Raw genomic sequence first — 26,526 nt, 5'->3', positions numbered from 1 at the left:
CCTCCCTTCAAATTATTGTTGTTTTAATAAAAGTTTTAATGCTTGTTTCATATAGTCTTCTGTCGTTTTCAGGCGTTCATCTTCATCCAGTTGTGGGCGAATTTTCGTCAATTCACGTTCAGAATAGCCAAGTGCCGCAAGTGCTAAAAGGGATTCCTCTAGTTCATGCTTGTTAGGATTGACACCAAATAACGGTAATTCATCTTCTGCACTTGGTAATTCAATATTTTCAAGTAAGTTGTCCAATTTCCCTTTTAAATCTAAAATCATTTGACGTGCTGTTTTCTTACCAACACCAGGGAATTTCACTAAGAATTTTTCATCCTCTTGTTCGATTGCAGAGATTACTTGACTTGGATTACCACTTGCTAAAATGGCAAGTGCTCCCTTTGGACCTATACCAGATACTTGAATAAGCTTTCGAAATAACTCTCGTTGTTCTAATGTTTTAAAGGCAAATAATTGCTGTGCATCTTCACGTACATATAAATGTGTAAAGACTTTTATTTGCTCCTTATTTTCTTGAAAGGCAAATGGATTCGGTGTATATAATTGCCAACCAATTCCTTGTTGCTCTACCACAATATATTCTGGTGTTACACGCGTAACTGTTCCCATTATGTAGTCGTACATATCTAATTCTCCTTTTACTCAACGCTTTCGATTATAGCATAATTTTTAGTACGTGATGATATGCTAGCCTGCTATTACAGTGAAAAAAGATAGGCCATTACAGGGCCTATCTTAAAAAACAAACATGTATTCTATTTTCACCTGTCACAATCATACCACAATTTTGACCAAGAAGAGAGCGCCACTTCCGTAAAGCGTATTAATTCCTCCACAAACGCTTGCTGTTTTTCAGTCGTAACCGTTTTTACGTACATCCATTCACGTAATAATTCATTTGGAAAACGTAATGTTTGTAAGTAAGTTACTGGTATACGTTTTAGTAACGGTTGCTCATTCAACAATGTATTCAAATTGTATTTTACATGTGGCAATACACGATGCATCCACATTATCAACTCTTCCTCTGGATGTCCATAAGATGCTAGATCAAAGTCAATCAGAATATTCTTTCCTTTAGAGTCTTTCAAAAAATTATGATGCACTACATCCCCATGAAGTAATGTCCTTGGACTCTCTAAAAGTTCTATTTGATTAAAACCTTTTAGTGCTTCCTGAGCATATAAAATGAGCTGATTACAGTTGTCAGAACCTAGATAAACAGATACTTGTGCATAATGCGAGATGAATTTATGCAATCTTTCTTGCCATTTTAATCGTAAATCGTACGGAGGTAAATAATACTCATCTTTTGACCAATCTACTTTGTCTCCAGTTTGATGCAGCTGATGTAAAAGAGCTAGAGAGTTTGTACGGTCATATCTGTATTGATAATTAAATGCCTTAGCATCTTTTATCCATGGTTGTATAAGTACATTTTGATCTTCTAACTTAACTTTTGTTATCGTATGTGGAAATTGCATGTCAGCCAATTTTTCATGTATTGCTTTAACCTTTTTGGCAACCAATGGATTATCATATTTTTTTACAACAAATTCTTCTTTCCCTGACTGACAATGCCAGACATTCGATTTAATCTTCCTTCTTACATCGAAATTGTTCACCTAATAAGACTCTTGCCCTGCTTGCGGGAAGTTTGGCATAAAGTATGGTTGTGGTTGTGGCCATTGGTGAACAGGTGGGAATGGTTTACAACACTCTCCTGGCCACATTTGATGATGCATCATTGGATGATGCGGCATTTGTGGTCCATAATTCCATTGCGGTTCAAAAAATTGAGGTTGTTGCATTGCTGGCATATGATGCCAAGGCTCTACCTGTTGATCGTGATGCCCATGTTCAAACATCTCAGATGATGAAGATTCAAGTTCTCTTGTTGATTCTGGCATTTGCCAATGTGGTGGTGTCATTGGTTCCATACCAGTCATTTGCCCTGCCCATGGTTCTTGACTCGGCCCCATAGTACCTGACCATGGCATTGACATTGGCATTGGTGCCATTGGTGCCATACCATCCATTTGTCCTGACCATGGCATTGACATTGGTGCCATTGATTCCATACCAGTCATTTGTCCTGAATATGGCATTGGCATTGGTGCCATTGGTTCCATACCAGTCATTTGTCCTGACCATGGCATTGACATTGGATGTCCTCCACATCCACAATGATGCTGTGGTGCCATATGCCCTGACCATGGTGATACCATATGATGCCCTTTACATCCACAGTGATGATGATGTCCCATCATATGATGTCCTTTACATCCACAGCGATGATGATGTCCCATCATATGATGTCCCATATGATGCCCCTTACAACCACAGTGATGATGCGCCTTACATCCGCATTCACAATGATGTTGCTGTACAACATACTGTGGACATGGCATCGGTACTGGCATTGGTACTGGCACTGGTGTTGGTACCGGTGTTGGCACCGGTGTTGGCATTGGTTGAATCTGTATTTGCGGTTGAATAACAATTTCCTCCTCGTGTTTTTCGATCATTTCAATTCTCGCTCTGACGGGGCGGGCTTCTTCAAATGGATGTACATGTGGTATTGGCTTTTGTTCAACAATTGGAATAGGTACCGGTACCGGTACCGGTGGTGGAACTGGTGGCTGTACAATTGGACGTTCTTTTGGTATTACTTTTGGTTGCTCTTTTGGATGAGCAATCGGGCGTTCTTTTGGTATCACCCTTGGTTGCTCTTTCGGATGAGCGATTGGGTGTTCTTTTGGTATCACCCTTGGTTGCTCTTTTGGATGAGCGATTGGATGCTCCTTAGGATGATGTTCTTTTGGATGAACGATCGGTTGCTCCTTAGGATGATGTTCTTTTGGATGAACAATTGGTTGCTCTTTTGGCATCACCCTATGTTGTTGTTCTTTTGGATGCACCTGTTGTACAGGGGGTGCCTTTGGTTGTACTGTATGATGCTCACTATGAGTGTTCTTAGGAAGTTCCTTTTTTGGTTCATCAGGCAAAAATAATTCCATCCCTGGAACGATGTAATCAGGATTTGCTAAATGGGCGTTTAACCTTTTCATATCCTCGAAAGAAATTCCGTATTGTCTTGCAATTTTCCAGAGTGTTTCGCCCTTTTTGACAGTATGAACGCGCACGCTTTTCCTCCTTCCGTCTCTATACAATATGAAAAGCATCATTATTTGGACACTCGAATCTTATTTGTTTACGCCTTTCATGTTACACTATGTATGTAGAAGTACTATTTATGCTTGTATTTTGAGGTGTTATTTATGAAAAAATTACTTGGTGAAGAACGCAGAGCATTTTTATTAGATTTATTGAAAACAGAAGGTAAGGCCATTACCGGTACTGAATTTGCACAAAGAACGAAAGTTTCTAGGCAAGTAATCGTCAATGATATTGCCTTATTAAAAGCGCGAAATGAACCGATTGTCGCAACGAGTCAAGGATATATATATTTTAATCAAAAAACTAGTGTACAATTTTACGAACGACAAATTGCTGCTTACCATACATCAGAACAAACAGAAGATGAATTGAATACTTTGGTCGATGCAGGCATTACGGTAAAAGACGTCACTGTTGAACATCCAGTTTATGGTGAAATTAAAGCCAACATAATGGTAAAAAATCGATATGACGTACAACAATTTATGCACAAAATTCAGGAAACAAATGCAAGTCCACTAATGGCATTGACAGATGGTGCTCATCTACATACCATTTCTGCTCCCACTGAAGCACAACTTGACTTAGCTGAAAAATTATTAAAGGAAAAAGGATATTTACTTTCGAAGGATTAAAAAAAGATGTTACATAAAGTGTCGAGAATAAAGAACACTTATGTAGCATCTTTTTTGATTACTAATTAATGAAGTTACTCAAGTATATTTTCGAGTTATCCATCTGCTCGTAAGAAAAAAAGCGCCCAAATTTATAATTTGGACACTTTATTTGTCTTCTCTTTTGAATGTTGCTTGTAAGTAAAATAACTTCCCAATGATTTCACAGAGCAACCTAAGGCGGCAAGCTCCTCCATTGCACCTTTCATCATCGGTGAATTTTCATCTTCTAACAAATCCAATATAAAGAAATAATCACCTAAACCTGTTTTTAAAGGTCGCGATTCAATTTTACTTAAATTAATTTGACGCCAAGCGAAAACGGACAGAATCTGATGTAATGCACCTGAACGATCATTTGGCAGTTTTATCATAAGAGTTGTTTTAATCTGATCTTCACGTTGTTCTGCAAGATCGATACGTCGGTTGCTTCTAGAAAGTACGAAGAAACGAGTATGATTAAAGTGGTAATCATGAATATTATCCTGAACAATTTCTAATCCATAGGTTTTGGCAGCTGCCGTATTACCAATTGCAGCGATACATTCATCTGGATGATCAAAAACAAACTGTGCAGCTGCAGCAGTAGATGTTGTTTGATGTAACGGAACACCTCTAAAGCGGTAATACAAATATTTATGGCATTGGGCTAATGCATGGGGGTGAGAATAGACACCTTGAATATCTTCCCAATTTGCTACTTGCTTTTTATGTACCATTAAATGTTGCTCAATTGGTGATAATACCTCTCCTACGACAAATAAATTGACCTCATGAAATAAATAGTCAATGGTTAATGGGACAGTACCTTCTAAAGCGTTTTCTAATGGAACAATGGCTAAATCTACTTGACCTTCAGCCACAGCTTCAATACATTCTGGAATTGTTTTATACGGAATCGTCCATTCGTCCCGAAATAATTCTTGTGCTGCTAAATGCGTAAATGTACCTTCTGGGCCTAAATAAGCCACTCGATTTCCCCATTCTCTGGATACCAATTCGAAAAGCCCCCTTATAATGCGCCTGAACTAATTACCTCTGCTGACTCTACGAAGTCCAATTTCTTGAGACTTTGCATTAACTCGTCCAACTCCACATCCATAGCTGTAACATCTAAAGATAGCGTAACATTTGCACGACCTTGAATCGGAATCGTTTGATGGATTGTCAAGATATTACAATGAGTATCTGTAACTGTGGATAGAAGTCGAGCTAGTGTTCCTTTGCGGTCCTCTAGCTGTAGAAAAACTGTTAAAATACGTTCTTGTACAATAGAGTGAAAGGGGAAAACAGCATCTCGATATTTATAAAACGCACTTCTGGATAAATCGACTTGCTTAACAGCATCCCAAATAGAAGTTACAGCACCTGTTTGCAACAAGTGCTTTGCTTCTAATGTTTTTTGCATGGCATCCGTTAAGACATCTTCGCGTACTAAATAATAGCGTTGATCTGCTACATTTTTCATCTTTTTCCCCCCTGAATACTACTCTACAAAATCAAACTCAAACTCTAATAAGCGAACGGTATCGCCATTTTCTGCTCCTCGTTCACGCAATGCTTCATCGACACCCATACCACGTAATTGACGAGCAAAACGTCGTACAGATTCTTCACGGCTAAAGTCTGTCATTTTAAATAGACGTTCGATTGTATATCCTGATAATACATAGGCACCGTCATCGTCACGACTAATAACAAAATCTTCACCTTTTGCCTCATGTTTATATAGTACAGTTGCATCAGTTTCTTCTTCTTCAATTTCATGAAGTGGGAATTCAGGTGTTGATTCCAATAGATCTGCAACTGCAAATAACATTTCTTTTAAACCTTGGCGTGAAACCGCTGATATTGGGAAGATTTGAGCTTCTTCACCGACTTGATCTTTAAATACTTTTAAGTTGTCTTCTGCTTCAGGCATGTCCATTTTATTTGCCACAATAATTTGTGGGCGTTCAGTAAGTCGCATGTTGTATTGTTCTAATTCTTTATTGATTGTTAAATAATCTTCGTATGGATCGCGACCTTCCATACCAGACATATCAATTACATGAACAATTACGCGTGTACGTTCGATATGACGTAAGAATTGATGTCCTAGACCAACACCTTCAGATGCGCCTTCAATAAGCCCCGGAAGGTCAGCCATAGCAAAGCTTCGGCCATCATCAATACGAACCATTCCTAAATTTGGTACGATTGTTGTAAAGTGATAGGCACCAATCTTAGGCTTTGCAGAAGTAACTACAGATAGTAATGTCGATTTTCCTACACTTGGGAACCCGACTAGACCTACATCTGCTAATACTTTTAATTCTAATATAACATTAAGTTCTTGTCCTGGCTCCCCTTTTTCTGAAAGTTCTGGCGCAGGATTTGCAGGTGTTGCGAATCGAGAATTACCACGACCCCCACGACCACCTTTTGCGATGACCGCTTTTTGACCGTGTTCTACTAAATCTGCAATGACACGGCCAGTTTCTTCTTCGGTCACAACCGTACCAGGTGGCACAGAAACATATAAAGGTTCTGCTTTTTTACCATGTTGGTTTTTACTCATACCATGTTCACCGCGATCAGCTTTGAAATGGCGTTTGAAACGGAAATCCATCAGTGTACGTAAGCCTTCATCTACTACGAATACTACGTCGCCGCCATGGCCACCGTCTCCACCCGCTGGACCACCATTTGGTACGAATTTTTCACGACGGAAGGCTACCATACCATTGCCGCCATCTCCACCTTTAACATAAACTTTTACGTGGTCGACAAACATTAAATACCCTCCTTCTTACTTACAATGGCGTAGTGCCATTCTTGTTCTGAATATTGATTCTCATCAATCATTAAAAATGGATGTTCCATTGATTGATTGAAAATTTCTTTTTGGTTCCAATGACCTTTTGCATGAAACGAAATCTCAAATTGCTTTTCTGTTGAATAGATTTGCAATGAAAGTTGCTGCTCAGCAAACGGATCTAATGACGGATAGATGTGCGAAACAGATTGATCTAAATAATCATAAATCACTTCATCTACTCCCTTATCTACTTCATGTTCAATCATACTCTGAATCGTAACATTGAAGTTTGGGCAACGCCATCCTAATGTATGGATCCATTCAATTGTTTTAGGTAAACCTAATTTATTGATATTGAAAAAGGTTTTACATTGATCAGCAATTTCTTCAATAGATACTTTTGCTGCCTCAGTTCTACCTAAATCAAGATTGATTTTAATAAGTTGAAGTTGATTTAGAAAATCATGGTTTGCAAAACGTAAGACTTCATTTATGGTGAGTGTTTTATTATTTGTCATCGTTCACACTCCTTCGATGAGATGTTCATTTTACAGTATACCAATTTTCGAAAAATATATCTTCTATTCAAATGTCAATATTCAAATTTAACTACGTATTAAGAAAAAATTCGGCTTTCGCAAAATATAGCGAAAGCCGATTTTGAACTTTTTACTAAATTATTTCTTCTTGGAGAATTTCCATTTCAACCATTTGAAAGCAAATTCAAAAATATACTGGATCGAACTCATTTATTGAAATAAAAAGGACTGCAATAAATGCAGTCCCTTATTATTGTTCAATTATGCTTCTTGAGCAACTGGGTACACGCTGACTTTACGTTTATCGCGACCGTAGCGTTCAAATTTAACAACGCCATCAACTTTTGCGAATAAAGTATCGTCTCCACCGCGACCTACGTTTTCTCCTGGGTAAATTTTTGTACCGCGTTGACGGTATAAAATTGAACCAGCAGTAGCGAATTGACCATCTGCACGTTTAGCGCCTAAACGTTTTGCTTGAGAGTCACGACCGTTCTTAGTAGAACCTACACCTTTTTTAGAAGAGAAGAATTGTAAATCTAAAGATACTAGTAACATATGTTCCACCTCCTAGATCATCTTATATTTTAATTCGATAAAATCTCCATAACCAGCAACCATAGTATAAAACTGTGTTACCATTGTTTGAAGAATAATTTGCAGTTTTGCATCAGTTTCAGTGTCAAGATCGGCTTGATCAATTACACAGGATAGAAATCCTCCGTTTTCACCTTGCTCGATTCCTGGTTGTAATTGTAGAATTTGTCCAATTGCATTCACCGTACCAAAAGCAACGGTAGATGCTCCTGCACATACTAAATCATGACCAGGATCACCTGAATAGGCATGACCTGAAATTTCAAATCCATAAGATTTACGATTTTCATCGCTATGAATTTCAACAGTGATCATCAAATCACCTCACTATTAAGCGTTGATAGCTTCAACAACTAGTTTAGTGTATGGTTGACGGTGACCTTGTTTACGACGGTAGTTCTTTTTAGCTTTCAATTTGAAAACAACAATTTTTTTCGCACGGCCTTGTTTTTCAACTTTAGCTGTAACTGTTGCACCTTCAACGAAAGGAGCTCCAACTTTAACATCTTCGCCACCAACGAAAAGAACTTTGTCAAAAGTAACTGTTTCACCAGCTTCTGCGTTGATTTTTTCAACGTAGATTGCTTGGCCAGCTTCTACTTTAACTTGTTTACCACCAGTTTCAATAATTGCGTACATAACTGCACCTCCTCAAAAGTCTCAGACTCGCCTTCAATAGGTGATTCACTAGGAATTCTTAGAATAACCTTTTCAGCGCGGTTGTAGCACGGGTGCTACATAACATTAGAAATATTATCATACTAAAACTATAACGTCAACCTATTTAGTACGATGTTTTCAAATGCTTGCTCGTATTTTCTGTAGCGAAAAGCAATGATATTTTGATAAAAAAGCAAAAGGAGTATTAACATAAAAAAGATTGAACGAGGTATATACCATATTGCCAATATGAAACAGATAAGACAGCATGCCATTGATAATAGTAAAAAAGAAGTCCTTGTCGTTTGAAGTGACTTATTTTCGCTCCATAAGATTTCTAAAATACGCCCACCATCTAATGGCCAGATTGGTAATAAGTTAATCAATAGCACTAAAAACTGAATAGTTTGTAGAGGTTCACTTATATTTTTTGGCAAGAATAATGCAATACTAAATAATAATAGTGTTGCAATAGGTCCAGCCATTGCAATCAATAGCTGCTGCTTTTTGGTAATCTGCCACTTCGTTGCATATAAAATTTCTCCACCATAGGGCATAATGGTACATGATTTTACTCTTACACCAAGTATATAAGCTATGAATAAATGTCCAAATTCATGCCAACATAAAGAAATAAACAATAATGCATAATTAGAAAACTGTCCTGTGATGATTAACCATACAATAAGAGGTAAAAGTGTAGGATGAAGCTTCAGCTTCCCCATCAATGAAGCCAGTCCTTTAATGATCCAGGATCTAAAATAGCACCTCTACGTTCTACTTGTAAATAGAATGTACCTGACTCCATTGAAGCCAGAGGTTCTCCTTCCTTAATAGATGTATAAGGTAGGTAGTCTAGTGATTTTAGTAAGCCATATGTTACACGTTCTCCTGTATCATATGTAATTGTCATTGTTTTACCTAATGATTTTGTATGTCCAGTGAAAATAACAAAGCCATCATGCTTCGCATAAATCGTTAATGGCTCATCGTAAGATAATAACACTCCGTTAGAGAATGTTTGCATAGTATTATATTCGCCGATATGGGAGTCTTCAACAGGTGCCATTACAGCTACTTTTTCTTCTTCATGAAAAACTTGCTTTGTCCAATTTGAGAGAACAAGTAAATCATCATTTGATAGAACATAGTCAGTAACATCACTATGAAGTATTTGCTTTTTTTCTAGTACTATTACGGTAAATAATAGTACTGCTACTACCACAGCCAATTTCCATTTATTCATTATCTACCACCCCAAACTTACATTTTCTATAAGTTTATGAGATAAGTATGATAAACAGTACAATAATCTATCCTGCTCTATTGTCGGCAAGCGATGCGAGGTTCGAATCGCTTGCGTACTTTTCTGCTTTCGACTCAAATATTATTAAAAAATTACAGATAGGCAGCCCAATACTGATGCTATTCAGGTCTATATCACAAAGACAAGAACGTTCTAACTAAAAAAAGAGTCACTAGAGATTAAATTCTCTTGAGACTCTTAACTTATGTAGCCAATTTAGCCAAACAATTATTTAGCAAATAAAGCTTTAATTTTTGAGAATACACCTTTATGTTCATTTTCTAATGACATAAGTGGTACAGATTCACCTAAAACTCTACGTACGATATTGCGATAAGCAATAGCAGCTTGTGTAGAAGGTTCCATTACTATTGGTTCTCCCTTGTTAGAAGAACGGATTACACGGTCATCGTCTGGAATGATACCTAATAAATCAATCGATAAATGTGTAGTAATTTCATTGACATCCATTGAATCTCCATTTTTCATCAATTGAGGACGAATACGATTGATAATGAGTTTAGGTGGTTCTATCTCTTCCTTTTCCAATAATCCAATAATGCGGTCAGCGTCACGTACTGCAGAAATTTCAGGCGTTGTAACAACAATCGCTCTATCAGCACCGGCAACTGCGTTTTTGTAGCCTTGCTCAATTCCAGCAGGACAATCGATTAAAACATAGTCAAAATCAAGTTTTAATTCTTCAACTAACGTCAGCATTTGTTGTGGAGTCACAGCGTTCTTATCAGACGTTTGAGCGGCTGGCAATAAGAAAAGTAGATCATCAAATCGTTTATCTTTTACTAAAGCCTGTTGGACCTTACAGCGCCCTTCAACAGTATCTACTAAGTCATAGATAATACGGTTTTCTAAACCTAAAATTACATCTAGGTTTCGTAAACCAATATCCGTATCGATTAAGCATACCTTTTTGTTTTGAAGGGCCAATGCAGTACCTAAATTAGCAGTAGTAGTTGTTTTCCCTACTCCACCTTTACCCGAAGTAATTACAATAGCTTCACCCACATTAGCTTCCTCCCTTAAATGTCGATAAATTTGGTCTTAAATTACGTAAATCCTGTAAACGGTCAATGGCAATATGACCGTTTGAATGGATATAAGCACATTCCATTTCAGGTTTTTCAGCTAGAATTGTCACCTCATTGGTCATCAATTCCATTAAATCAGCAATCAAAAGATGTGTAGCCTCTAACCATGAAGCAGCAATTACACATTCACGATTACCATCTACACCGGCATGTGCAATCCCCTTCAAACGACCCATAACATAAATACTACCTCCAGCAATCACCTTGCCATTGGGATTCACATCACCAATAACAACGAGATCACCTTCAGCTTTTAATTCTTGTCCAGAACGTACAATTCCTATGTAAGTTGCAGATTGACTTTTCAAAAGCTTTTGATTAGATTCTTCTAAAGTTATTACATCACTTTTAATCTTTGAAACTTTTAGATGTTTGGAATGTTGAACAATGTGAAGAATTTCTTTTAATTGCTCTTGACTACAATATCGATTACCTACATGAATAGTTACCTCTGCTTGTCCTTCTAGACCATCTTCAGTGACTTTACGCTTTAATTCTTCCAATAAATCAGAGTAAGCGCATTGATCATCAAGCTGAAGCACTAGTCCTTCCTTTGTTCCTTTAATTAAGACGAGTTGCTTAGTTGTCAAATGCTACACCTCACGCTTCTCTGCTATAACGTTGATCGATTCGCTTTCTTTAAGAGACGAGCTTCTATCAAATACTTAAATGTCCATCCTAACATGATTAAATAGATAGAGTTTGCAATCATAGTTGGGATAAGTCGTTGATTTAAAAACTCGGCAAATGGAACCGAAGTAAATGAAATCAATAAGAAAAATTGATGTAAAACAATCTCTAATAGCGCTACAAGCACCAATGAAAGGATTGTTGTTATAGCTAGATGTTGATGGATATATTTTACTGTAGAACCTGCAATAAAACAAATAAATGGGTATAAAAATGTATACAATCCAATAATATCAATATAGAAAATATCATACAATACCCCAAATATTAATCCATACAACATTGCACGTTTTCGATCATAATAAATAGACAAGAAGATTAAGTAAAGAATCAAAAATCTTGGTACCAAGTAATATAGATTACCATGCCATTCAATTGGAGAATAAAGTGAAAACTCTGTTTCAACAAAGAACAGAATTACAGCAACAAGCGGAATTAGGAATCTTGCCATCAGTTTCCAGCTCCTGTTGTAGTAATCGATTTATAGGTATTATTACCATCAGAGCCATCAACAGTTTGGGATTGACGTTTCGCAATTACAACATGATCTAACATCGAGAAATCAGCAGCTGGTTTTACATATGCTAACTTAGTTAAACCATAATCATCTGTAGAAACTTTAGTAATTTCACCAATTAAAACACCTTTAGGGAATATGCCCCCTAGGCCTGACGTTGTAACTTTATCACCTTTCTTAACGGGTAAGCTAGAGTCAATTCTTTTAAGAATCAACTCCCCACGTTTTGAATCATATCCTTCAATTAAGCCAAATGCTTCTGAATCTTTAGTTGCTACAGCGGCAGAAACTCTGTAATTTGTATTACTTGTAGATAATAATTCAACTTGTGAAGTATAAGGTGTAGTTTGTACGATTTTCCCAATTAAGCCTTTAGAAGTTAGAACAGCCATATTAACTTTAACACCACTAATAGATCCCACATTCAGAATGAGCTTTTCTTCCCATTGATCCGGGTTACGTGCGATGACATTTGCTTGAATTGGATCATAATTTCGTAAATCATCTTTTTTCCCAACTAAATCTTTTAACTTGTCATTTTCAACTTTCAATTCATTGACTTTAGCTTGTAATGTACCGAATTCTTCCAAGCGCGATTTTAAACGTTTGTTTTCATCATAGGTGTTCATTAGTGAATCGACATTATTGATGAATCCTGTAATATAGCTCGCCGGTTTAGCAACAATGGATTGTCCAAAACCGACAGTGTCTTTTATTATTTGTTCAGGAAGAGAAGCGTTTTGACGATCGCGTAAAGAAAAGCTAATCAATGCCACTAAGAAGATTACGCCGACAAGCAGCAATATCAATCGCTTATTCGAGAAAAACTGTGGCATTGTCTAATCCCCCTTATTTAGATTGATGACGACGCATTAAATCGATATGATCTAAAGCCATACCAGTACCAATAGCAACGCAATCTAATGGGTTTTCTGCGATAAATACTGGCATATTTGTTTCGTCACTAATTACTTTGTCTAAATTTTTAAGTAAAGCACCACCGCCAGTTAGCACGATACCGCGTTCCATTACGTCAGCAGAAAGTTCTGGAGGCGTTTGTTCTAATGTTTTTTTCACGCCATCAATAATTGCTGAGATTGATTCTTTCAATGCATCGACGATTTCAATAGAAGAAATTTCAATTGTTTTTGGAAGTCCTGTTACTAAATCACGACCACGAATTTCCATTTTTTCTTCTTGGCCATCTGTGCTAGCAGAGCCAATTTCGATTTTAATAGTTTCAGCCGTACGTTCACCGATTGTTAAATTATACGTTTTACGGATATAAGCAATAATCGCTGAATCCATTGCATCACCGCCAACACGTACAGATTCACTTGTCACGATTCCGCCTAATGAAATAACAGCAACCTCTGATGTACCTCCACCTATATCAACTACCATACTACCTGTTGGTTCCCAAACTGGTAGATTTGCACCGATTGCTGCTGCAAATGGTTCTTCGATTGTAAACGCTTCTTTTGCACCTGCTTGACGAGATGCATCAATAACCGCACGTTGTTCTACAGATGTAATACCATAAGGAACACAAATCATTACATTTGGTTTTTTCCAATTACCGCCAGAAGCTTTCATTGCCTCTTCCATATAATATTTGATCATTGCAGTTGTAATATCAAAATCTGCAATTACACCATCTTTCATCGGGCGAATAGCCACGATTGAGCCTGGTGTACGACCAATCATATTTTTTGCATCGTTACCTACAGCAACGATTTCTCCTGAATTTGTATTTTTCGCAACTACAGAAGGTTCTCTGAGTACGATTCCTTTACCTTTTAAAAATACCAATGTATTTGCTGTGCCGAGATCAATCCCGACATCTTTTCCACCTAATCCAAACACTATATTGTTCTTCCTTTCTCTTTTAGCCATAACTTTCGTAGCTGTCATAAAATCATAAGTTTCATTATAACGGAAAAGAGTTAAAAATTACAGTGCTATATATAACCTTTCTCCTTTAAACTTATAAATTGATGATCTCCGATAATGACATGGTCTAATAGCTCTATTCCAATGATTAAACCTGCTTCTTGTAGACGTTTTGTTACGTCAATATCTTCAGGACTTGGAGAAGGGTTTCCAGATGGATGATTATGGGCACATATAATAGAGGCTGCTGATCGTTTTACAGCTTCACGAAAAATTTCACGGGGATGCACTATACTCGCATTTAAACTCCCAATAAAAATCGTTTGCTGATGGATAATCTGGTTTTTGACATTTAAGAATAGCGTCACAAAGTTTTCCTGCAATAAGGAAGACATATCTGGCATTAAAAAAGTTGCAGCATCTTGTGGCGAACGAATGGTGAATCGATCGTCTGTCCTTTTTTTGTTTAAACGTCTTCCTAATTCAATAGACGCTAACAACTGTATGGCCTTTGCTTCACCAATACCTTTAATATCCATAATTTCTTCGATTGTCGCATTCTTTAATTCGTGAAGCTGTTCAAAATGAGTTAGTACTCGATTCGCTACATGAAGAACAGATTCTTTCCTTGTACCTGTTCGTAGTAATATAGCGATTAACTCTTGATTTGATAAACTATCTGCCCCTTGTCGCTTTAGTCTTTCTCTAGGTCTGTCATCTTGATGCACATCACGAATCATGAGTGGTGCTTCAACTTTAGTTACCATGTACTTTTTCCTCCTTTTCAACAGTTATAATCTTCCTATCCGTTAGAAAAGTTCTAAGTACATCTAGAGGTAGTCCAGCGACATTATATTTGCTTCCATCAATCCTCTTCACTAAATTTTGTCCGACTCCCATTATATTATAACCAACATCTTGTTCAAAAGGTTCCCCTGTTTCGACATATTGAGCAATTATTTTTTCTGTTAGACGATGCATCGTCACATCTGATTGTACTACAAAGGATGATAGCTGTTCATCACAGCGAATTCCCACTGCTGTTGTTACTTTATGTCGGTTATTAGAAAGTCGTCTAAAAAAAGAGATGGCTTCATTTCTAGTACGTGGTAAACGCATTATTAACCCATTTAAACTCACAACTCGCTTAACATTCATATAGCATATTGATTTTTGTGGTTTTTGCATTCGTAATAGTTTAACTACAACTGTATTATTCGCAAATTCAAAGGGAATCGTAGGCAACGCAAAATCCATTGTAAAATCTCTATGAATGACTGAAAAAGGCAGTTGGAGTTTTTCCAATAACTCCTCACAATTTCCTTGTGGATTTAGTAAAATAATGTCCTTATTTAATCGTATAAACATACCTTCATACCTCCTTTTTAGTCATCATAATAGAAAAGTAAAAATTAGGGAAATTACCAAAAATAAACGAAATTTAGATTTGTATTTATACGACAGTTTAAAATTTAATTTCTAGGCAATCATTTTCCGATACATAATTCGCTAAAAGCTGTAATTTTACTACTTCTAAATCATTTGAAACCTTTGTCATTGCAGTAACTTTTGCCTTCCAATCAGTTGGAGTCGCTTGTCCTTTAGTAGAATCGCTAACATTTAATTTTGCGACTTTGCTAACTTCCAGTAATTGTGGTAGAATTTTAAGCCCTTTTTCTTCACAGGTTGCTCCAGAAAGTGTAAAAGGCTTTATAAAGGCATCCTTAGTCACGATCGACTTAATCTTCTCTTCACTATTATCTACCGCACTCCATAAATAGAATTGCTTCCCAGCAGGGACAATTGATACATTCTCGTATTCAGGATGACCCGCTAGAAAATCTGACGCAGCCTGCGAAGAGGAATAAACGCCATACTGCACGGCATAAAATTTTACGGTTTTACTTTTTACTTCAGTGCTTTGTGCTGTACTTACCGGTAGTGTTTTTTCATCTTGCTGTGAGGATCTCTTTTCTACTGTCTGTAAGATAAAGAAAAATAGCAATACTCCGGCAGCACCTATCAATACACCGTGAAAAACGGCCGCTAACATAAAATGTGTTTGTTCTGATTTTTTTCTACTATTAAATTTCATGACATCACCCCTATTCAATACCGTAGCAGAATAGACATAAAAAAAGACAAGACTGATGTCGTCTTGTCCTAAAAAGTTTTCTTTTTATAATAACAAATTAGTATACCATTCGAGTATTTCTTGGCCATAAAAATAAGTCAACACGCTTCCAACAGCAATCCATGGTCCAAATGGGATCGGTTGCTTACTCCCCTTTTTTTGCCACATGAGTTGTACAACGCCTGCTACAAGTCCGATTACTGCAGACATAAACAAAGCCACGATCGTCAACTTAAAACCCAGTACAAGACCAATGACGAAAAATAACTTAATATCGCCACCACCCATACCACCTTTCGACACAAAGGCAATAACAAACAAAATACCAAATCCAACTGCCGCCCCAACAATCGCATCCCACCAAGGATCTAAAGGTGAGAAAATACGCATGATGATTAATACAAGCGCAAATGGTAGCAAAACCTTATCAGGTATTAACATGTACACAATATCGGAAACGGTAATGATGACAAGTAATGAAATAAATAGAATAGCGACAACCAATTCTAGTGTAAATCCGAAATGCAAATAGCTTAAAGCATATAAAATCCCTGTTAGTAGCTCCATTAATGGGTGGAAAAATCCAATCTTTGATCCACAACTACGACATTTTCCTCTTAAAAAAAGATAAGAGAGAACCGGTACTAAATCGATTGCCGTTAATCTTCTCTTGCACCCTTCGCAATGAGATGGAGGGGTTACAATAGACTCACCTTTTGGCAGACGTATCCCTACCACATTAAAAAAAGAGCCAAATACTAATCCAACTATCATAAAAAACACCGCATAGACAATATCCATCTTTTATCCCTCTTTAATTATTGTTGTTTTGATCATCCAGTTGACCGACATAATAGAAGGTTGTAAGTTGAATTGTCGCTTGCAATTTCCCCTTTTTAGTATTGGGAGATGTTTACACTGAAACTGTTACTTCTAAGTTTGGGGTTAGATAAGAAACAGAGTCAGTACGCATAATTCGAGATAAAGTCTCGAATTCCTTTAAAAAGCCTTAAAATTTTTAAAAATAGTACTCGATATTTTCGCTTAAATAAATCAAACTACCTTTTTAAATATTAATCCAATGAGCATGAAAAAAGCAGGAGAAAAACTCTTTTCCTCCTGCGCACCTCTAAATTTATCAAGTTATTCAAAACCCAGCAACCCGATTTCTCCCCTTCTGCTTCGCTCCAATATACATTGCGTGATCGGCGTTACGAAGTAATGAGGTACCTTCGTCAGTATCTTCGAATGCAGATGATACACCGATACTTGCTGTGACGTGGACAACTAGGTGTTTGACATTCTCCATCAAGTCTGGAGATATTTCAAATGGTTGTACTTCGATTGTTTTGCGTAAACGTTCTGCTATATTAAGCGCTGCTTCTTTTGAATAATTCGGTAATAGGATGACAAATTCTTCGCCACCATATCTAGCAAGTGTACCTTGGCCGCCAATTTCTCTTCGCAATGTATCAGCGATTCCACATAGAATATCGTTTCCACTTTGATGACCGTAACTGTCATTTATTTTTTTAAAATAGTCAATATCCAGCATAATTAATGATAGATTTGAAATATTACGACTTTTCAATTCATTCATCATTTTAGTTAAATATTCATCAAAATAATGATAGTTATATAATCCTGTTAATCCGCAACGCTCACTACTATGTCTTGTTTTTTCAACATATCTTGCTTTTTCTAACGAAACTGCAAAATATGAGCAAATAAGTTCAAGTATTTTCACTTTATACTCTTTAAAGAAATTTTTCTTCTTAGACGTTAATAATAGTACACCTTCCATGTACTGATTTCTTGAAAGAGGTAAAACTAATACACTTTGCGTATCATCTAACAGATAGTTGTTAGATGAAGAGAGCCATTCTGTTCTTTTGTTAAAATGAACTTTTTCTTCAGTCTTCAATGTATGATTTAGTAAGCTTTCACTTAGTTCTTTATGCGTAACATTTTTTAATATTTCTTGTCCATTCTCGTAAGCTCGTAATACCGATAATGTACCTGTTTGTTTTCTTCGATCAATCATATATAGTCCATCAATCGCTACCATTTTCGGTATTCTATCTATAAACAAATCGAGTGTTTCTTCAGAGTCTAATTGATCTGCTAGTTGATGACCAAAATGCGCGGCTTCAGAGAGTTCCTTATTAAGCTTACTTGATGTGCTATAAAGCTGTAATAATTGTGTCATCATATAAAACGGAATTCCTAATAATACAATGGAAATGCCCCCTACATATTCTCCTAACAAGTATAAGCTGAGCCCCATTGGAAGGGCAAAGCAACAAATCAAATAATCCCATGCATCTTCTATAGTAAAGAAAGGGGCTCTATAACCTAGCAAAGCTGCACTAAGTTTCAAGAGCACATGATTTGCGGTAATATTGAAGAAAACATAAAGAAATCCGTAACCAATTATATGCATATGATCTAACGAATGAATCTGACCACCGAACGTCAAATAGATAAAACCACTGATAAAGGATACAATTAGAAACATGATTGAATTCCATGGAATTCGATAAACATCCTGGCGTGTGAGTTTTAATTTGTACAAGAATGGGATGATTGTAATTTGAAATACGATAATTTCTATAAATAATCCGAATCTCAAAAACACGGCTAGACTAACCCATAGAATAAGGAAAAATGGCGTACCATTAATAATTACAGGGTAAGCCGCTGTTAACAGGCTTAATACTGTAAAACCTATCAATAATGTCCAATCCATATCTGCAGCAGGTGGAAACACAGTGTAAATTGCATACATGCTAATAGGCATAAATACAATCCACGTTACAAAGATCATCATTTGAAACGCAAATGATTTTTTCATTCTAGTTCCCCCTACTTAGATTTTTTAAATTTATAATGCAAATTATACCAAAAATCAATTCCAATGTCATACAATTATTTAGGTTATTTGAACCTTGTTAATAGTAATTTCCTCCATTGAGCTAATAAGTAGAGTGATCCTGTCATTACGACAATACCAGAGCCATCTAGCTTCTCATCAATTATTTGAACAATTTCACCTTTCGATACACGCTTATCTAAATTGAGACTTAAGTCACATATTTCCTCTGCAGGCATAGCTCTCTCATTATCAACATCAACAAATGTGAAACTTGTTCCTATTTCTTCTAATAGTCTTAAAACTCCTGCTATATCCTTATCTTTTAACATTCCCATTACAAAATGAATCTTTTCACCTGGAAATTCTTCTTTAATCGTGTCAACTAGCGTTTTTGCGCTTGCAGGATTATGGGCACCATCGACATAAAGATTGGGCGCTAATTTTTCAAATCTACCAGCTAAATGTGTTTCACATACACCCTTTTGAAGTTTTTCTGAATCAATTTCTATACCTTGATCCTCTGCAAATAATATAAATGTTGTAATCGCAAGTGCCATGTTACTTCTTTGGTGAATGCCCGGCATCATTCTATTCAAGTTTGTAAATTCATAATCTTGGTTAATATATTTTTCATAACCTTTAGTTGCTTCTACTAAAAAATCTTTGCCAAATACATAAAGTGGTGCATGTTGTTTGGTTGCTTCTTCTTTAAAGACAGTCATTGCTTCAGGAGGAAGTGCTCCAGTGACAATCGGTCTTTCTTTTTTAATAATACCTGATTTATGGTAAGAAATTTTTGCTAAAGAATCACCTAAAAAGTTGGTATGCTCTAATGCGATACTCGGTACAACTGACACAACAGGGATCATTACATTTGTACAATCGAAACGCCCCCCCATACCACATTCTATAATCGCAATATCTGGTTTGAATCGACCAAAGGCAAGAAAAGCTGCCACCGAAAGAAGCTCAAAATCAGTTAGTTTACTATCCAGCCCTGAATCACGCATGATCTTGAAAATAGCATCCATCTCTTTTGGTGTTATCGGTGTTTCATTTAACTGGATTTGGTCGTGCACATCTTCAATACATGGAGACATAAATGTTGCTGTTTTTAGCCCATGATTTTTGGCAATATGTTCGATAAAAGAACTGGTAGAGCCTTTCCCATTTGTTCCTGCTAGATGGATAACTGGGATGTTATTTTGTGGATTTCCTACTAACGCTAAGGCCTCATTCATTGAATCCAATCCTGGTTTAATAGCTGGATCACTAGTAATTTGCCAGCGTTTTTTATATTCATCTAGTTTAGGTATCATTTCAACACTCCGTCCTATATATTCCACCGTTTTCGTGCTAAACTTTTATATATTATTATAGCACTAGTGTTAAGGGGATTTTATGATGAAAACTTGTTGGATTATTTATAATGGAAGTCTTGTAAACGATAAATTTCTAGACCAAGCAAGATTAATGGCTGAAGCAGCACAACAACTAGATGTTCAACCAATTATTTATAAAAACTTTGAAGTTATGATGAACCTAGACGAAGAACTTCAAAACAAACCTGATTTCGTCATCTTTTTAGACAAAGATATATTACTTGCTACTTACTTAAAAAATAGCGGCATCCCTATTTTCAATGATCCAGAAGTCATCGAAACTTGTGATAATAAGGCGAAACAATACATACAACTTGCTAAAGCACAAGTCCCAATGCCAACGACAATTATTGCACCAAAGGTTTATCCAAAATTCACCATACGTGAAAGTGGCTATTTTGAAAATGTCTTGAATACATTAGGCCTCCCAATGATTATTAAAGAAGGACATGGCTCATTTGGTATGAAGGTCTATTTAATTAATACCGAAGCGGAATTCTTTGAAAAAGTAGATGAATTAAGAGGTGTCGATTTTGTTTTTCAACAATTTATCGAAACAAGTCGCGGCCGCGATATACGGGTAAATATTATTGGTGATGAAGTAGTAGCTTCCATGTATCGCCATTCTGAAACTGATTTTCGTGCGAATATTACAAATGGTGGTCGTGCCGAAAAAGTCGATTTAACAAATGACCAAAAAGAAGTTGCCATTCGAGCCGCAAAAGCAGTAGGTGCAGAATTCGCTGGTGTAGATTTATTATTCGGCCCTGATGAAGAACCTATTGTATGTGAGGTCAATGCAGCAGCACATATTCGAAATCTCTATAATGTCACTGGGATTAATGTTGGTGTTCAATTCATTGAATATATTTTGAAGAAAATCGGGTGAGTTGATGAAAAACGCCTATCTATTATACGAACGACAAGATGCAGAAAAAAATCAAGTTTTCGCTGAACAAATGATTGAAGCTGCAAAAAAACATGAAGTTGAACTTTCGTTAGTTATCCTAGATGAAATCGATATAGACTTTTGGGACACAACTCATAGACAGCCACTTTTCGTATGGAATCGTACACGTAATGCCAAAATCGCTAAAAAGTTGGAACTTAAAGGTATTAAAGTGTTTAATAGCTCATTTGTGAATGAACTTGCTAATGATAAAAAAAGCACCTTGCAATTTGCACAACTGCAAGGAATTCCTAGTGTTCCTATGTTGCTGAAAGAACGTATTCAGCAGTACCCTGTTATTATTAAAACCGTTGATGGACACGGTGGTAATGAAGTTGCACTATGTAACTCAGAAGATGAACTAAAATCATATCAATCAAAGTGGCATCATCGAAAAATAATGATTCAGCCATATATCGAAACTCATTCTACCGATGTAAGGGTATGGATTGTTGGTCCTGAGATAATTGGTGCAGTCAAACGAAAAGGTAGCCACGATTTTCGTTCTAACTATACATTAGGTGGCTCCATTGAAAAATACGAACTATCTAAAGAGCAATGTCTGCAAGTTGGGACTCTTCAAAAAGCACTAAAAAGTGATTATATAGGCATCGACTTTTTACTACTGCCAGATGGAGATTGGCTCTTAAACGAAATCGAAGATCCAGTTGGTGCAAGATCTTTTTATAATTTGTATGAAGAGGATTTACCTAGTATATTGATGGAATATTTTGTTGAGGAATTAGGATTGTAGAAATTATCCCCGAATCAGATGAGGCATCTTCGGTTTCGGGCGGATTTCCGCGGTTTCATGGTGGACTTCCGAGTTTCATGCAATTTACATCCTATTTTTGAAAGGTATCTCTGATTATTCCTTTCTAAAGAAAAAAATCGCCCAAGCCTCCAAATGACTTGAGCGATTTTCTTTATTATAAATCTACATATTTTTTAATTCAGCGATACGTTTTTCAACGGTTGCGAATTTTTCAAGGTAGTCTGCTTCTTTTTCGCGTTCAGCAGCAACTACATCTTCTGGTGCTTTTGAAACGAAGCGTTCGTTGTTTAGTTTACCTTGAACACGTTTTACTTCTTTATCCCATTTTTCAAGTTCATGAGTAAGACGTTCGATTTCAGCTGTAACGTCGATTAAACCTTCAAGCGGTAAGAACAGTTCAGCACCTGATACGACAGCTGACATTGTTTTCATTTCAGGTTGTAAGTTTTCACCTAAAGTTAGTGATTCTGGGTTACAGAATTTTTCGATATACGCTTTGTTGTCTTCAAGTACTGCTAATGTCGCTGCATCTTTTGCAGAGATGTACATCGGTACTTTTTTGCTCATTGGTGTATTTACTTCTGCACGGATATTACGTACTGCACGGATAATATCCATTAACAATTTCATATCTTGAGACTGTTGATCAAAAGTAAATTCTGTGTTCACTACTGGCCATGAAGCGTGAGTGATAGATACTCCTTCATGAGGAAGGTTTTGCCAGATTTCTTCAGTGATGAATGGCATTAATGGATGTAATAGACGCATTGTGTTGTCTAGTACATAAGCAAGTACGGAGCGAGTCATTTTCTTCGCTGCTTCGTCTTCACCGTACAATGGTAATTTCGCCATTTCGATATACCAGTCACAGAAATCATCCCAGATGAAGTTGTGTAATTGACGGCCAACTTCACCGAATTCGTATTTATCAGCAAGGCGTGTTACTTCTTCGATTGTTTCGTTTAAGCGTGTTAAAATCCATTTATCTGCAACCGAATTTTCGCCAGAAAGATCAATTTCGTCATATGTCATGCCTTCCATGTTCATAAGAGCGAAACGAGATGCATTCCAGATTTTGTTTGCAAAGTTCCAAACAGCTTCTACTTTTTCAGTAGTGTAACGTAAATCTTGACCTGGTGATGAACCAGTTGATAAGAAGTAACGTAACGAGTCAGCACCATATTTTTCGATAACATCCATTGGGTCAACACCGTTACCAAGTGATTTAGACATTTTGCGACCTTCGCCGTCACGTACTAAACCGTGAATTAATACGTCTTTGAATGGGCGTTCTCCAGTGAATTCAAGTCCTTGGAAAATCATACGAGAAACCCAGAAGAAGATGATGTCATAACCTGTTACTAATGTACTTGTTGGATAGTAACGCTTGTATTCTGCGCTTGCTTCATCAGGCCAGCCCATTGTAGAAAATGGCCATAATGCAGAAGAGAACCAAGTATCAAGTACGTCTTCATCACGATTCCAATTTTCTTCATCTGATGGTGCTTCTTTACCTACGTAAACTTCACCTGTTTCTTTGTGGTACCAAGCTGGGATTTGGTGACCCCACCATAATTGACGAGAAATACACCAATCATGAACATTTTCCATCCAGCGAGAGTATGTGTTTTCGAAACGGTTTGGCACAAAGTTTACCTTTTCCATTTCTTTCTCTTGAAGTTCAAGAGCCTCTTTTGCAAGTGGTTCCATTTTAACGAACCATTGTGCTGAAAGGTAAGGTTCTACAACAACACCAGTACGTTCTGAGTGACCTACTGAATGCATATGTTCTACGATTTTAATAAGTACACCTTGTTCTTGTAAGTCTTTTACGATTTGTTTACGGCATTCGAAACGATCTAACCCTTGATATTTGCCAGCATTTTCGTTCATTGTACCGTCTTCGTTCATCACGATAATGCGTGATAAATCATGGCGGTTACCTACTTCAAAGTCATTAGGATCATGAGCTGGAGTCATTTTAACAACACCAGTACCGAATTCCAAGTCAACATAGTCATCTGCAACGATTGGAAGTTCGCGACCTATGATTGGAAGAATCGCAGTTTTACCTACTAAATGAGCGTATCGTTCATCGTTAGGGTTTACAGCGATACCAGTATCACCAAGCATTGTTTCTGGACGAGTTGTTGCAATTTCAAGTTTTCCAGAGCCATCTGCTAAAGGATATTCCATGTGATAGAATGCACCTTGAACATCTTTGTAAATTACTTCGATATCAGATAATGCTGTTTTTGCTTGTGGATCCCAGTTAATGATACGTTCACCACGGTAGATTAAGTCTTTTTCATATAATTTCACGAATACTTCTTTTACTGCATCAGAAAGACCTTTATCAAGCGTGAAGCGTTCGCGAGAGTAATCTAATGCAAGGCCTAATTTTGCCCATTGTTGACGAATTGTACCTGCATATTCTTCTTTCCATTCCCACGTTTTTTCGAGGAATTTTTCACGACCAAGATCGTAACGAGAAACACCTTCTTCGCGAAGTTTTGCTTCAACTTTCGCTTGTGTTGCAATACCCGCATGGTCCATACCTGGTAACCAAAGAGCATCGTAACCTTGCATGCGTTTCATACGGATTAGGATATCTTGAAGAGTTGTATCCCAAGCATGGCCTAAGTGTAATTTACCTGTTACGTTAGGTGGTGGAATTACGATTGAATATGGTTGTTTTCCACTTTCTGGTTGTGCTTTGAAGAATTCTCCTTCAAGCCACCATTCATAACGACCTTGTTCAATCGACTGTGGATCGTACTTTGTTGGCATAGATGTGTTTTGTTCAGTCAATATGATGACCTCCTTTGATATCTCGTTATTTGACGAAGTAAATGGCTTTGAAAAAATAAAAAAACCTTCACCCTAAACAAAGGGCGAAGGTTATTATTCGCGGTACCACCTTAATTTCAGCACAAATGGCTGACACTTCATCTCATAACGGCTACTAACCGGTTTCTACTACTAATCATTCGCAGAAACTGCTCCAGGGCTACCTTCAAACGTCTACTTGAGGAACTTGCACCAACCGTTCCCTCTCTAACAAGTAGGAGCGTTCTACTCCTCCCCTTCTTCGCATATATATATAGCTGTATACATTGTAACGAATCAGACATTGTTTTTCAAGTTTTTCAGAATACTTAAACTAACCAAATTTCAACATTCTTCACATGTAGTACTTTGTATAAGTATAATAAGCATAAAAATGATTTGAAAGAAGGCTAATGTACTTGAAGAAAATATTTCTTTTCTTATTATGTACAAATTGACGCATTAGCAAAATCCTCTAGCAACACTTTAAATAGTGGCGGATCGCATATATTATCTAAATATAATATTAATATCCGTTCAATTACACAAATATCGTCTTCAACAATAGAGGAAGTTAAAAATAATAGGAATTGGGTGTTTGCAGTTATTGATTGGATTTTATATAAGTTTAAAGGAAACAGCAATGAAAGCTCAAAACTTAATATCTATATCCAACTATTCTAGAAATTGAGAACAAATCTTTAATCTATAAGATATTTGAAACAACAATTGAAGAAACAAAAACAAACATTTACCCACTTTAACTACAAAAATCCATCCCTAGCTACATATATTACTAGGAATGGATTTTTTATTTAACAGAAAGGAGATGTGGTTATGAAAAGAAATCGTTACAATCCTTATTTACTTCCCCCATGGTTGAGAAAAACTAGATTTTATTGCAGAAATATTATTGTTCCTATTTCATGCTTTCAATTTGTCCGTATCATTATCGTACCAACAACATGGGATATAGTGATACTTTTATTTCTTGTACTTCTTAGTTATCTGTTATTAACGGATTTTATTTAATGGTATCTCGACCCGAGTATATTGTTCATCTAAATCCCACAAAAAATCATTCAAAATCGATTCACCTTTCTCTGCATCTTCAGCCGCTTCTGAATGCATAAGCAATACATTACTTTCATGTGGTTGCTCAACTTTTTGTGTTTTATCTTGTTCCTCATCATAGAGACAATCTACATGACATTTAATATGGCATACACCGTCATCATCCAATTTCACGTTAATATCTCGAGCATTTAATTGAACAGATGAATGTACAACATTGTCTTTTGGCAAACTAACATCTAAAGGAATAGCATATTCAAAATATCCTAGCTTATCTTGCCATTCCACCTCATCTATTAGTGTACATTCATTTGATAATTGTTTTGCTCTTTCCTTGCCTGCGTCAAATTCCAGAAAAGCTGATAAATGATAAATCCCTAAAAGCGAAACTGATAGATCATCAACTTGTTGTTCCCATCGGGGTGTTACGTGAACTTCACTCGCTTTCACTGGGCAGCCATAAGTTTCTGGAAAAATAAATGACTCATTTATTTCCCAGGTAATCTTTTGCACTATATATCCCTCCTCTATCTT

The 26,526-nt window shown here is 36.7% G+C and carries 28 protein-coding genes and 2 other annotated features; of the genes, 3 read left to right on the top strand and 25 right to left on the bottom strand.

The features are described from left to right. Positions 1 to 12: 12 nt before the first annotated feature. The 3 genes from ruvA to ABE048_RS09575 all read right to left on the bottom strand — a co-directional run bounded on the left by ruvA (position 13) and on the right by ABE048_RS09575 (position 3,155). Positions 13 to 633: a Holliday junction branch migration protein RuvA gene (gene ruvA, locus ABE048_RS09585; RefSeq protein WP_430310926.1), complete on the bottom strand. Its 621-nt coding sequence runs from the start codon at positions 631 to 633 to the stop codon at positions 13 to 15. 137 nt (positions 634 to 770) lie between these two features. Beyond that, positions 771 to 1,634, bottom strand: coding sequence for a phosphotransferase (locus ABE048_RS09580; RefSeq protein WP_430310924.1), 864 nt, complete (start codon positions 1,632 to 1,634; stop codon positions 771 to 773). Continuing rightward, positions 1,635 to 3,155, bottom strand: coding sequence for a LysM peptidoglycan-binding domain-containing protein (locus ABE048_RS09575; protein WP_430310923.1), 1,521 nt, complete (start codon positions 3,153 to 3,155; stop codon positions 1,635 to 1,637). It lies immediately after the preceding gene. A 135-nt stretch (positions 3,156 to 3,290) separates the two neighbouring features. On the opposite strand from ABE048_RS09575, the gene ABE048_RS09570 reads away from it, so the two are divergent. Beyond that, positions 3,291 to 3,824, top strand: coding sequence for a transcription repressor NadR (locus tag ABE048_RS09570; protein ID WP_430310922.1), 534 nt, complete (start codon positions 3,291 to 3,293; stop codon positions 3,822 to 3,824). A 131-nt stretch (positions 3,825 to 3,955) separates the two neighbouring features. Here ABE048_RS09570 and pheA read toward each other — a convergent pair whose 3' ends face one another. From pheA to ABE048_RS09470, 20 genes are all read right to left on the bottom strand, one after another. Beyond that, positions 3,956 to 4,861 (bottom strand): prephenate dehydratase, encoded by a 906-nt coding sequence (gene pheA / locus ABE048_RS09565; RefSeq protein WP_430310920.1) that lies wholly within the window; start codon positions 4,859 to 4,861, stop codon positions 3,956 to 3,958. 14 nt (positions 4,862 to 4,875) lie between these two features. Continuing rightward, positions 4,876 to 5,331, bottom strand: coding sequence for an ACT domain-containing protein (locus ABE048_RS09560; RefSeq protein WP_430310919.1), 456 nt, complete (start codon positions 5,329 to 5,331; stop codon positions 4,876 to 4,878). Between the two features lie 18 nt (positions 5,332 to 5,349). Further along, positions 5,350 to 6,639 (bottom strand): GTPase ObgE, encoded by a 1,290-nt coding sequence (obgE, locus tag ABE048_RS09555; protein ID WP_430310918.1) that lies wholly within the window; start codon positions 6,637 to 6,639, stop codon positions 5,350 to 5,352. Beyond that, positions 6,639 to 7,181, bottom strand: coding sequence for a Spo0B domain-containing protein (locus tag ABE048_RS09550; RefSeq protein ID WP_430310917.1), 543 nt, complete (start codon positions 7,179 to 7,181; stop codon positions 6,639 to 6,641). The genes obgE and ABE048_RS09550 overlap by 1 nt, the downstream gene beginning before the upstream one ends. 282 nt (positions 7,182 to 7,463) lie before the next feature. Further along, positions 7,464 to 7,760 carry a 50S ribosomal protein L27 gene (rpmA, locus tag ABE048_RS09545; protein WP_430310915.1) on the bottom strand — a complete coding sequence of 99 codons (297 nt, stop codon included), beginning with the start codon at positions 7,758 to 7,760 and terminating at the stop codon, positions 7,464 to 7,466. Positions 7,761 to 7,772: 12 nt separating this feature from the next. Next, positions 7,773 to 8,114 (bottom strand): ribosomal-processing cysteine protease Prp, encoded by a 342-nt coding sequence (locus tag ABE048_RS09540; RefSeq protein WP_430310914.1) that lies wholly within the window; start codon positions 8,112 to 8,114, stop codon positions 7,773 to 7,775. A 15-nt stretch (positions 8,115 to 8,129) separates the two neighbouring features. Further along, positions 8,130 to 8,438 (bottom strand): 50S ribosomal protein L21, encoded by a 309-nt coding sequence (rplU, locus tag ABE048_RS09535; protein ID WP_430310913.1) that lies wholly within the window; start codon positions 8,436 to 8,438, stop codon positions 8,130 to 8,132. Positions 8,439 to 8,451: 13 nt separating this feature from the next. After that, positions 8,452 to 8,531, bottom strand: a sequence feature (ribosomal protein L21 leader region). A gap of 35 nt (positions 8,532 to 8,566) precedes the next feature. Further along, a complete protein-coding gene (locus tag ABE048_RS09530) occupies positions 8,567 to 9,184 on the bottom strand; it encodes a metalloprotease (protein WP_430310912.1) in 618 nt (205 codons plus the stop codon). Next, positions 9,184 to 9,705, bottom strand: coding sequence for a peptidoglycan DD-metalloendopeptidase family protein (locus ABE048_RS09525; protein ID WP_430310911.1), 522 nt, complete (start codon positions 9,703 to 9,705; stop codon positions 9,184 to 9,186). The genes ABE048_RS09530 and ABE048_RS09525 overlap by 1 nt, the downstream gene beginning before the upstream one ends. 288 nt (positions 9,706 to 9,993) lie before the next feature. Then, the gene (gene minD, locus ABE048_RS09520) at positions 9,994 to 10,791 is read right to left on the bottom strand and encodes a septum site-determining protein MinD (protein WP_430310909.1); all 798 of its coding nucleotides are present in this window, start codon (positions 10,789 to 10,791) and stop codon (positions 9,994 to 9,996) included. 1 nt (position 10,792) lies between these two features. Continuing rightward, entirely contained in the window at positions 10,793 to 11,464 is a 672-nt protein-coding gene (minC, locus tag ABE048_RS09515) for a septum site-determining protein MinC (RefSeq protein WP_430310907.1), read from the bottom strand. 23 nt (positions 11,465 to 11,487) lie between these two features. Further along, positions 11,488 to 12,015, bottom strand: a complete 528-nt coding sequence (mreD, locus tag ABE048_RS09510) for a rod shape-determining protein MreD (RefSeq protein WP_430310906.1) — start codon at positions 12,013 to 12,015, stop codon at positions 11,488 to 11,490. After that, on the bottom strand, positions 12,015 to 12,917 hold the full coding sequence (gene mreC, locus ABE048_RS09505; RefSeq protein ID WP_430310904.1) for a rod shape-determining protein MreC: 903 nt from the start codon (positions 12,915 to 12,917) through the stop codon (positions 12,015 to 12,017). Before mreC ends, mreD begins: the two co-directional genes overlap by 1 nt. Before the next feature lie 13 nt (positions 12,918 to 12,930). Then, positions 12,931 to 13,947 carry a rod shape-determining protein gene (locus ABE048_RS09500; protein WP_430310902.1) on the bottom strand — a complete coding sequence of 339 codons (1,017 nt, stop codon included), beginning with the start codon at positions 13,945 to 13,947 and terminating at the stop codon, positions 12,931 to 12,933. A gap of 95 nt (positions 13,948 to 14,042) precedes the next feature. Then, positions 14,043 to 14,741: a RadC family protein gene (gene radC, locus ABE048_RS09495; RefSeq protein ID WP_430310901.1), complete on the bottom strand. Its 699-nt coding sequence runs from the start codon at positions 14,739 to 14,741 to the stop codon at positions 14,043 to 14,045. Continuing rightward, positions 14,731 to 15,342, bottom strand: coding sequence for a Maf family protein (locus ABE048_RS09490; protein ID WP_430310899.1), 612 nt, complete (start codon positions 15,340 to 15,342; stop codon positions 14,731 to 14,733). Before ABE048_RS09490 ends, radC begins: the two co-directional genes overlap by 11 nt. Before the next feature lie 97 nt (positions 15,343 to 15,439). Then, positions 15,440 to 16,069, bottom strand: a complete 630-nt coding sequence (locus tag ABE048_RS09485) for a hypothetical protein (RefSeq protein ID WP_430310898.1) — start codon at positions 16,067 to 16,069, stop codon at positions 15,440 to 15,442. An 84-nt stretch (positions 16,070 to 16,153) separates the two neighbouring features. Then, positions 16,154 to 16,909: a prepilin peptidase gene (locus ABE048_RS09480; RefSeq protein ID WP_430310896.1), complete on the bottom strand. Its 756-nt coding sequence runs from the start codon at positions 16,907 to 16,909 to the stop codon at positions 16,154 to 16,156. Between the two features lie 346 nt (positions 16,910 to 17,255). Continuing rightward, positions 17,256 to 18,962, bottom strand: a complete 1,707-nt coding sequence (locus tag ABE048_RS09475) for a sensor domain-containing diguanylate cyclase (protein ID WP_430310895.1) — start codon at positions 18,960 to 18,962, stop codon at positions 17,256 to 17,258. 83 nt (positions 18,963 to 19,045) lie between these two features. Next, the gene (locus tag ABE048_RS09470; RefSeq protein WP_430310893.1) at positions 19,046 to 20,302 is read right to left on the bottom strand and encodes a bifunctional folylpolyglutamate synthase/dihydrofolate synthase; all 1,257 of its coding nucleotides are present in this window, start codon (positions 20,300 to 20,302) and stop codon (positions 19,046 to 19,048) included. Positions 20,303 to 20,387: 85 nt separating this feature from the next. On the opposite strand from ABE048_RS09470, the gene ABE048_RS09465 reads away from it, so the two are divergent. Next, positions 20,388 to 21,254, top strand: coding sequence for an ATP-grasp domain-containing protein (locus tag ABE048_RS09465; RefSeq protein ID WP_430310891.1), 867 nt, complete (start codon positions 20,388 to 20,390; stop codon positions 21,252 to 21,254). 4 nt (positions 21,255 to 21,258) lie between these two features. Beyond that, positions 21,259 to 22,068, top strand: a complete 810-nt coding sequence (locus ABE048_RS09460) for an ATP-grasp domain-containing protein (RefSeq protein ID WP_430310890.1) — start codon at positions 21,259 to 21,261, stop codon at positions 22,066 to 22,068. Between the two features lie 183 nt (positions 22,069 to 22,251). Here the strand turns inward: ABE048_RS09460 and ABE048_RS09455 are convergent, their stop codons facing one another. Both ABE048_RS09455 and ABE048_RS09450 read right to left on the bottom strand, forming a co-directional pair. Then, positions 22,252 to 24,879 carry a valine--tRNA ligase gene (locus ABE048_RS09455; RefSeq protein WP_430311012.1) on the bottom strand — a complete coding sequence of 876 codons (2,628 nt, stop codon included), beginning with the start codon at positions 24,877 to 24,879 and terminating at the stop codon, positions 22,252 to 22,254. Positions 24,880 to 24,976: 97 nt separating this feature from the next. Then, positions 24,977 to 25,190 (bottom strand) — a binding site (T-box leader). A 742-nt stretch (positions 25,191 to 25,932) separates the two neighbouring features. Continuing rightward, positions 25,933 to 26,505, bottom strand: coding sequence for a hypothetical protein (locus tag ABE048_RS09450; protein ID WP_430310888.1), 573 nt, complete (start codon positions 26,503 to 26,505; stop codon positions 25,933 to 25,935). Between the last annotated feature and the right edge of the window lie 21 nt (positions 26,506 to 26,526).

It is taken from the genome of Rummeliibacillus pycnus, assembly GCF_050459865.1.
Taxonomy (GTDB): Bacteria; Bacillota; Bacilli; order Bacillales_A; family Planococcaceae; genus Rummeliibacillus; species Rummeliibacillus pycnus_B.
The sequence above is the reverse complement of the archived record's forward strand: the minus strand, read 5'-3'. Positions and strand labels throughout refer to the sequence as shown.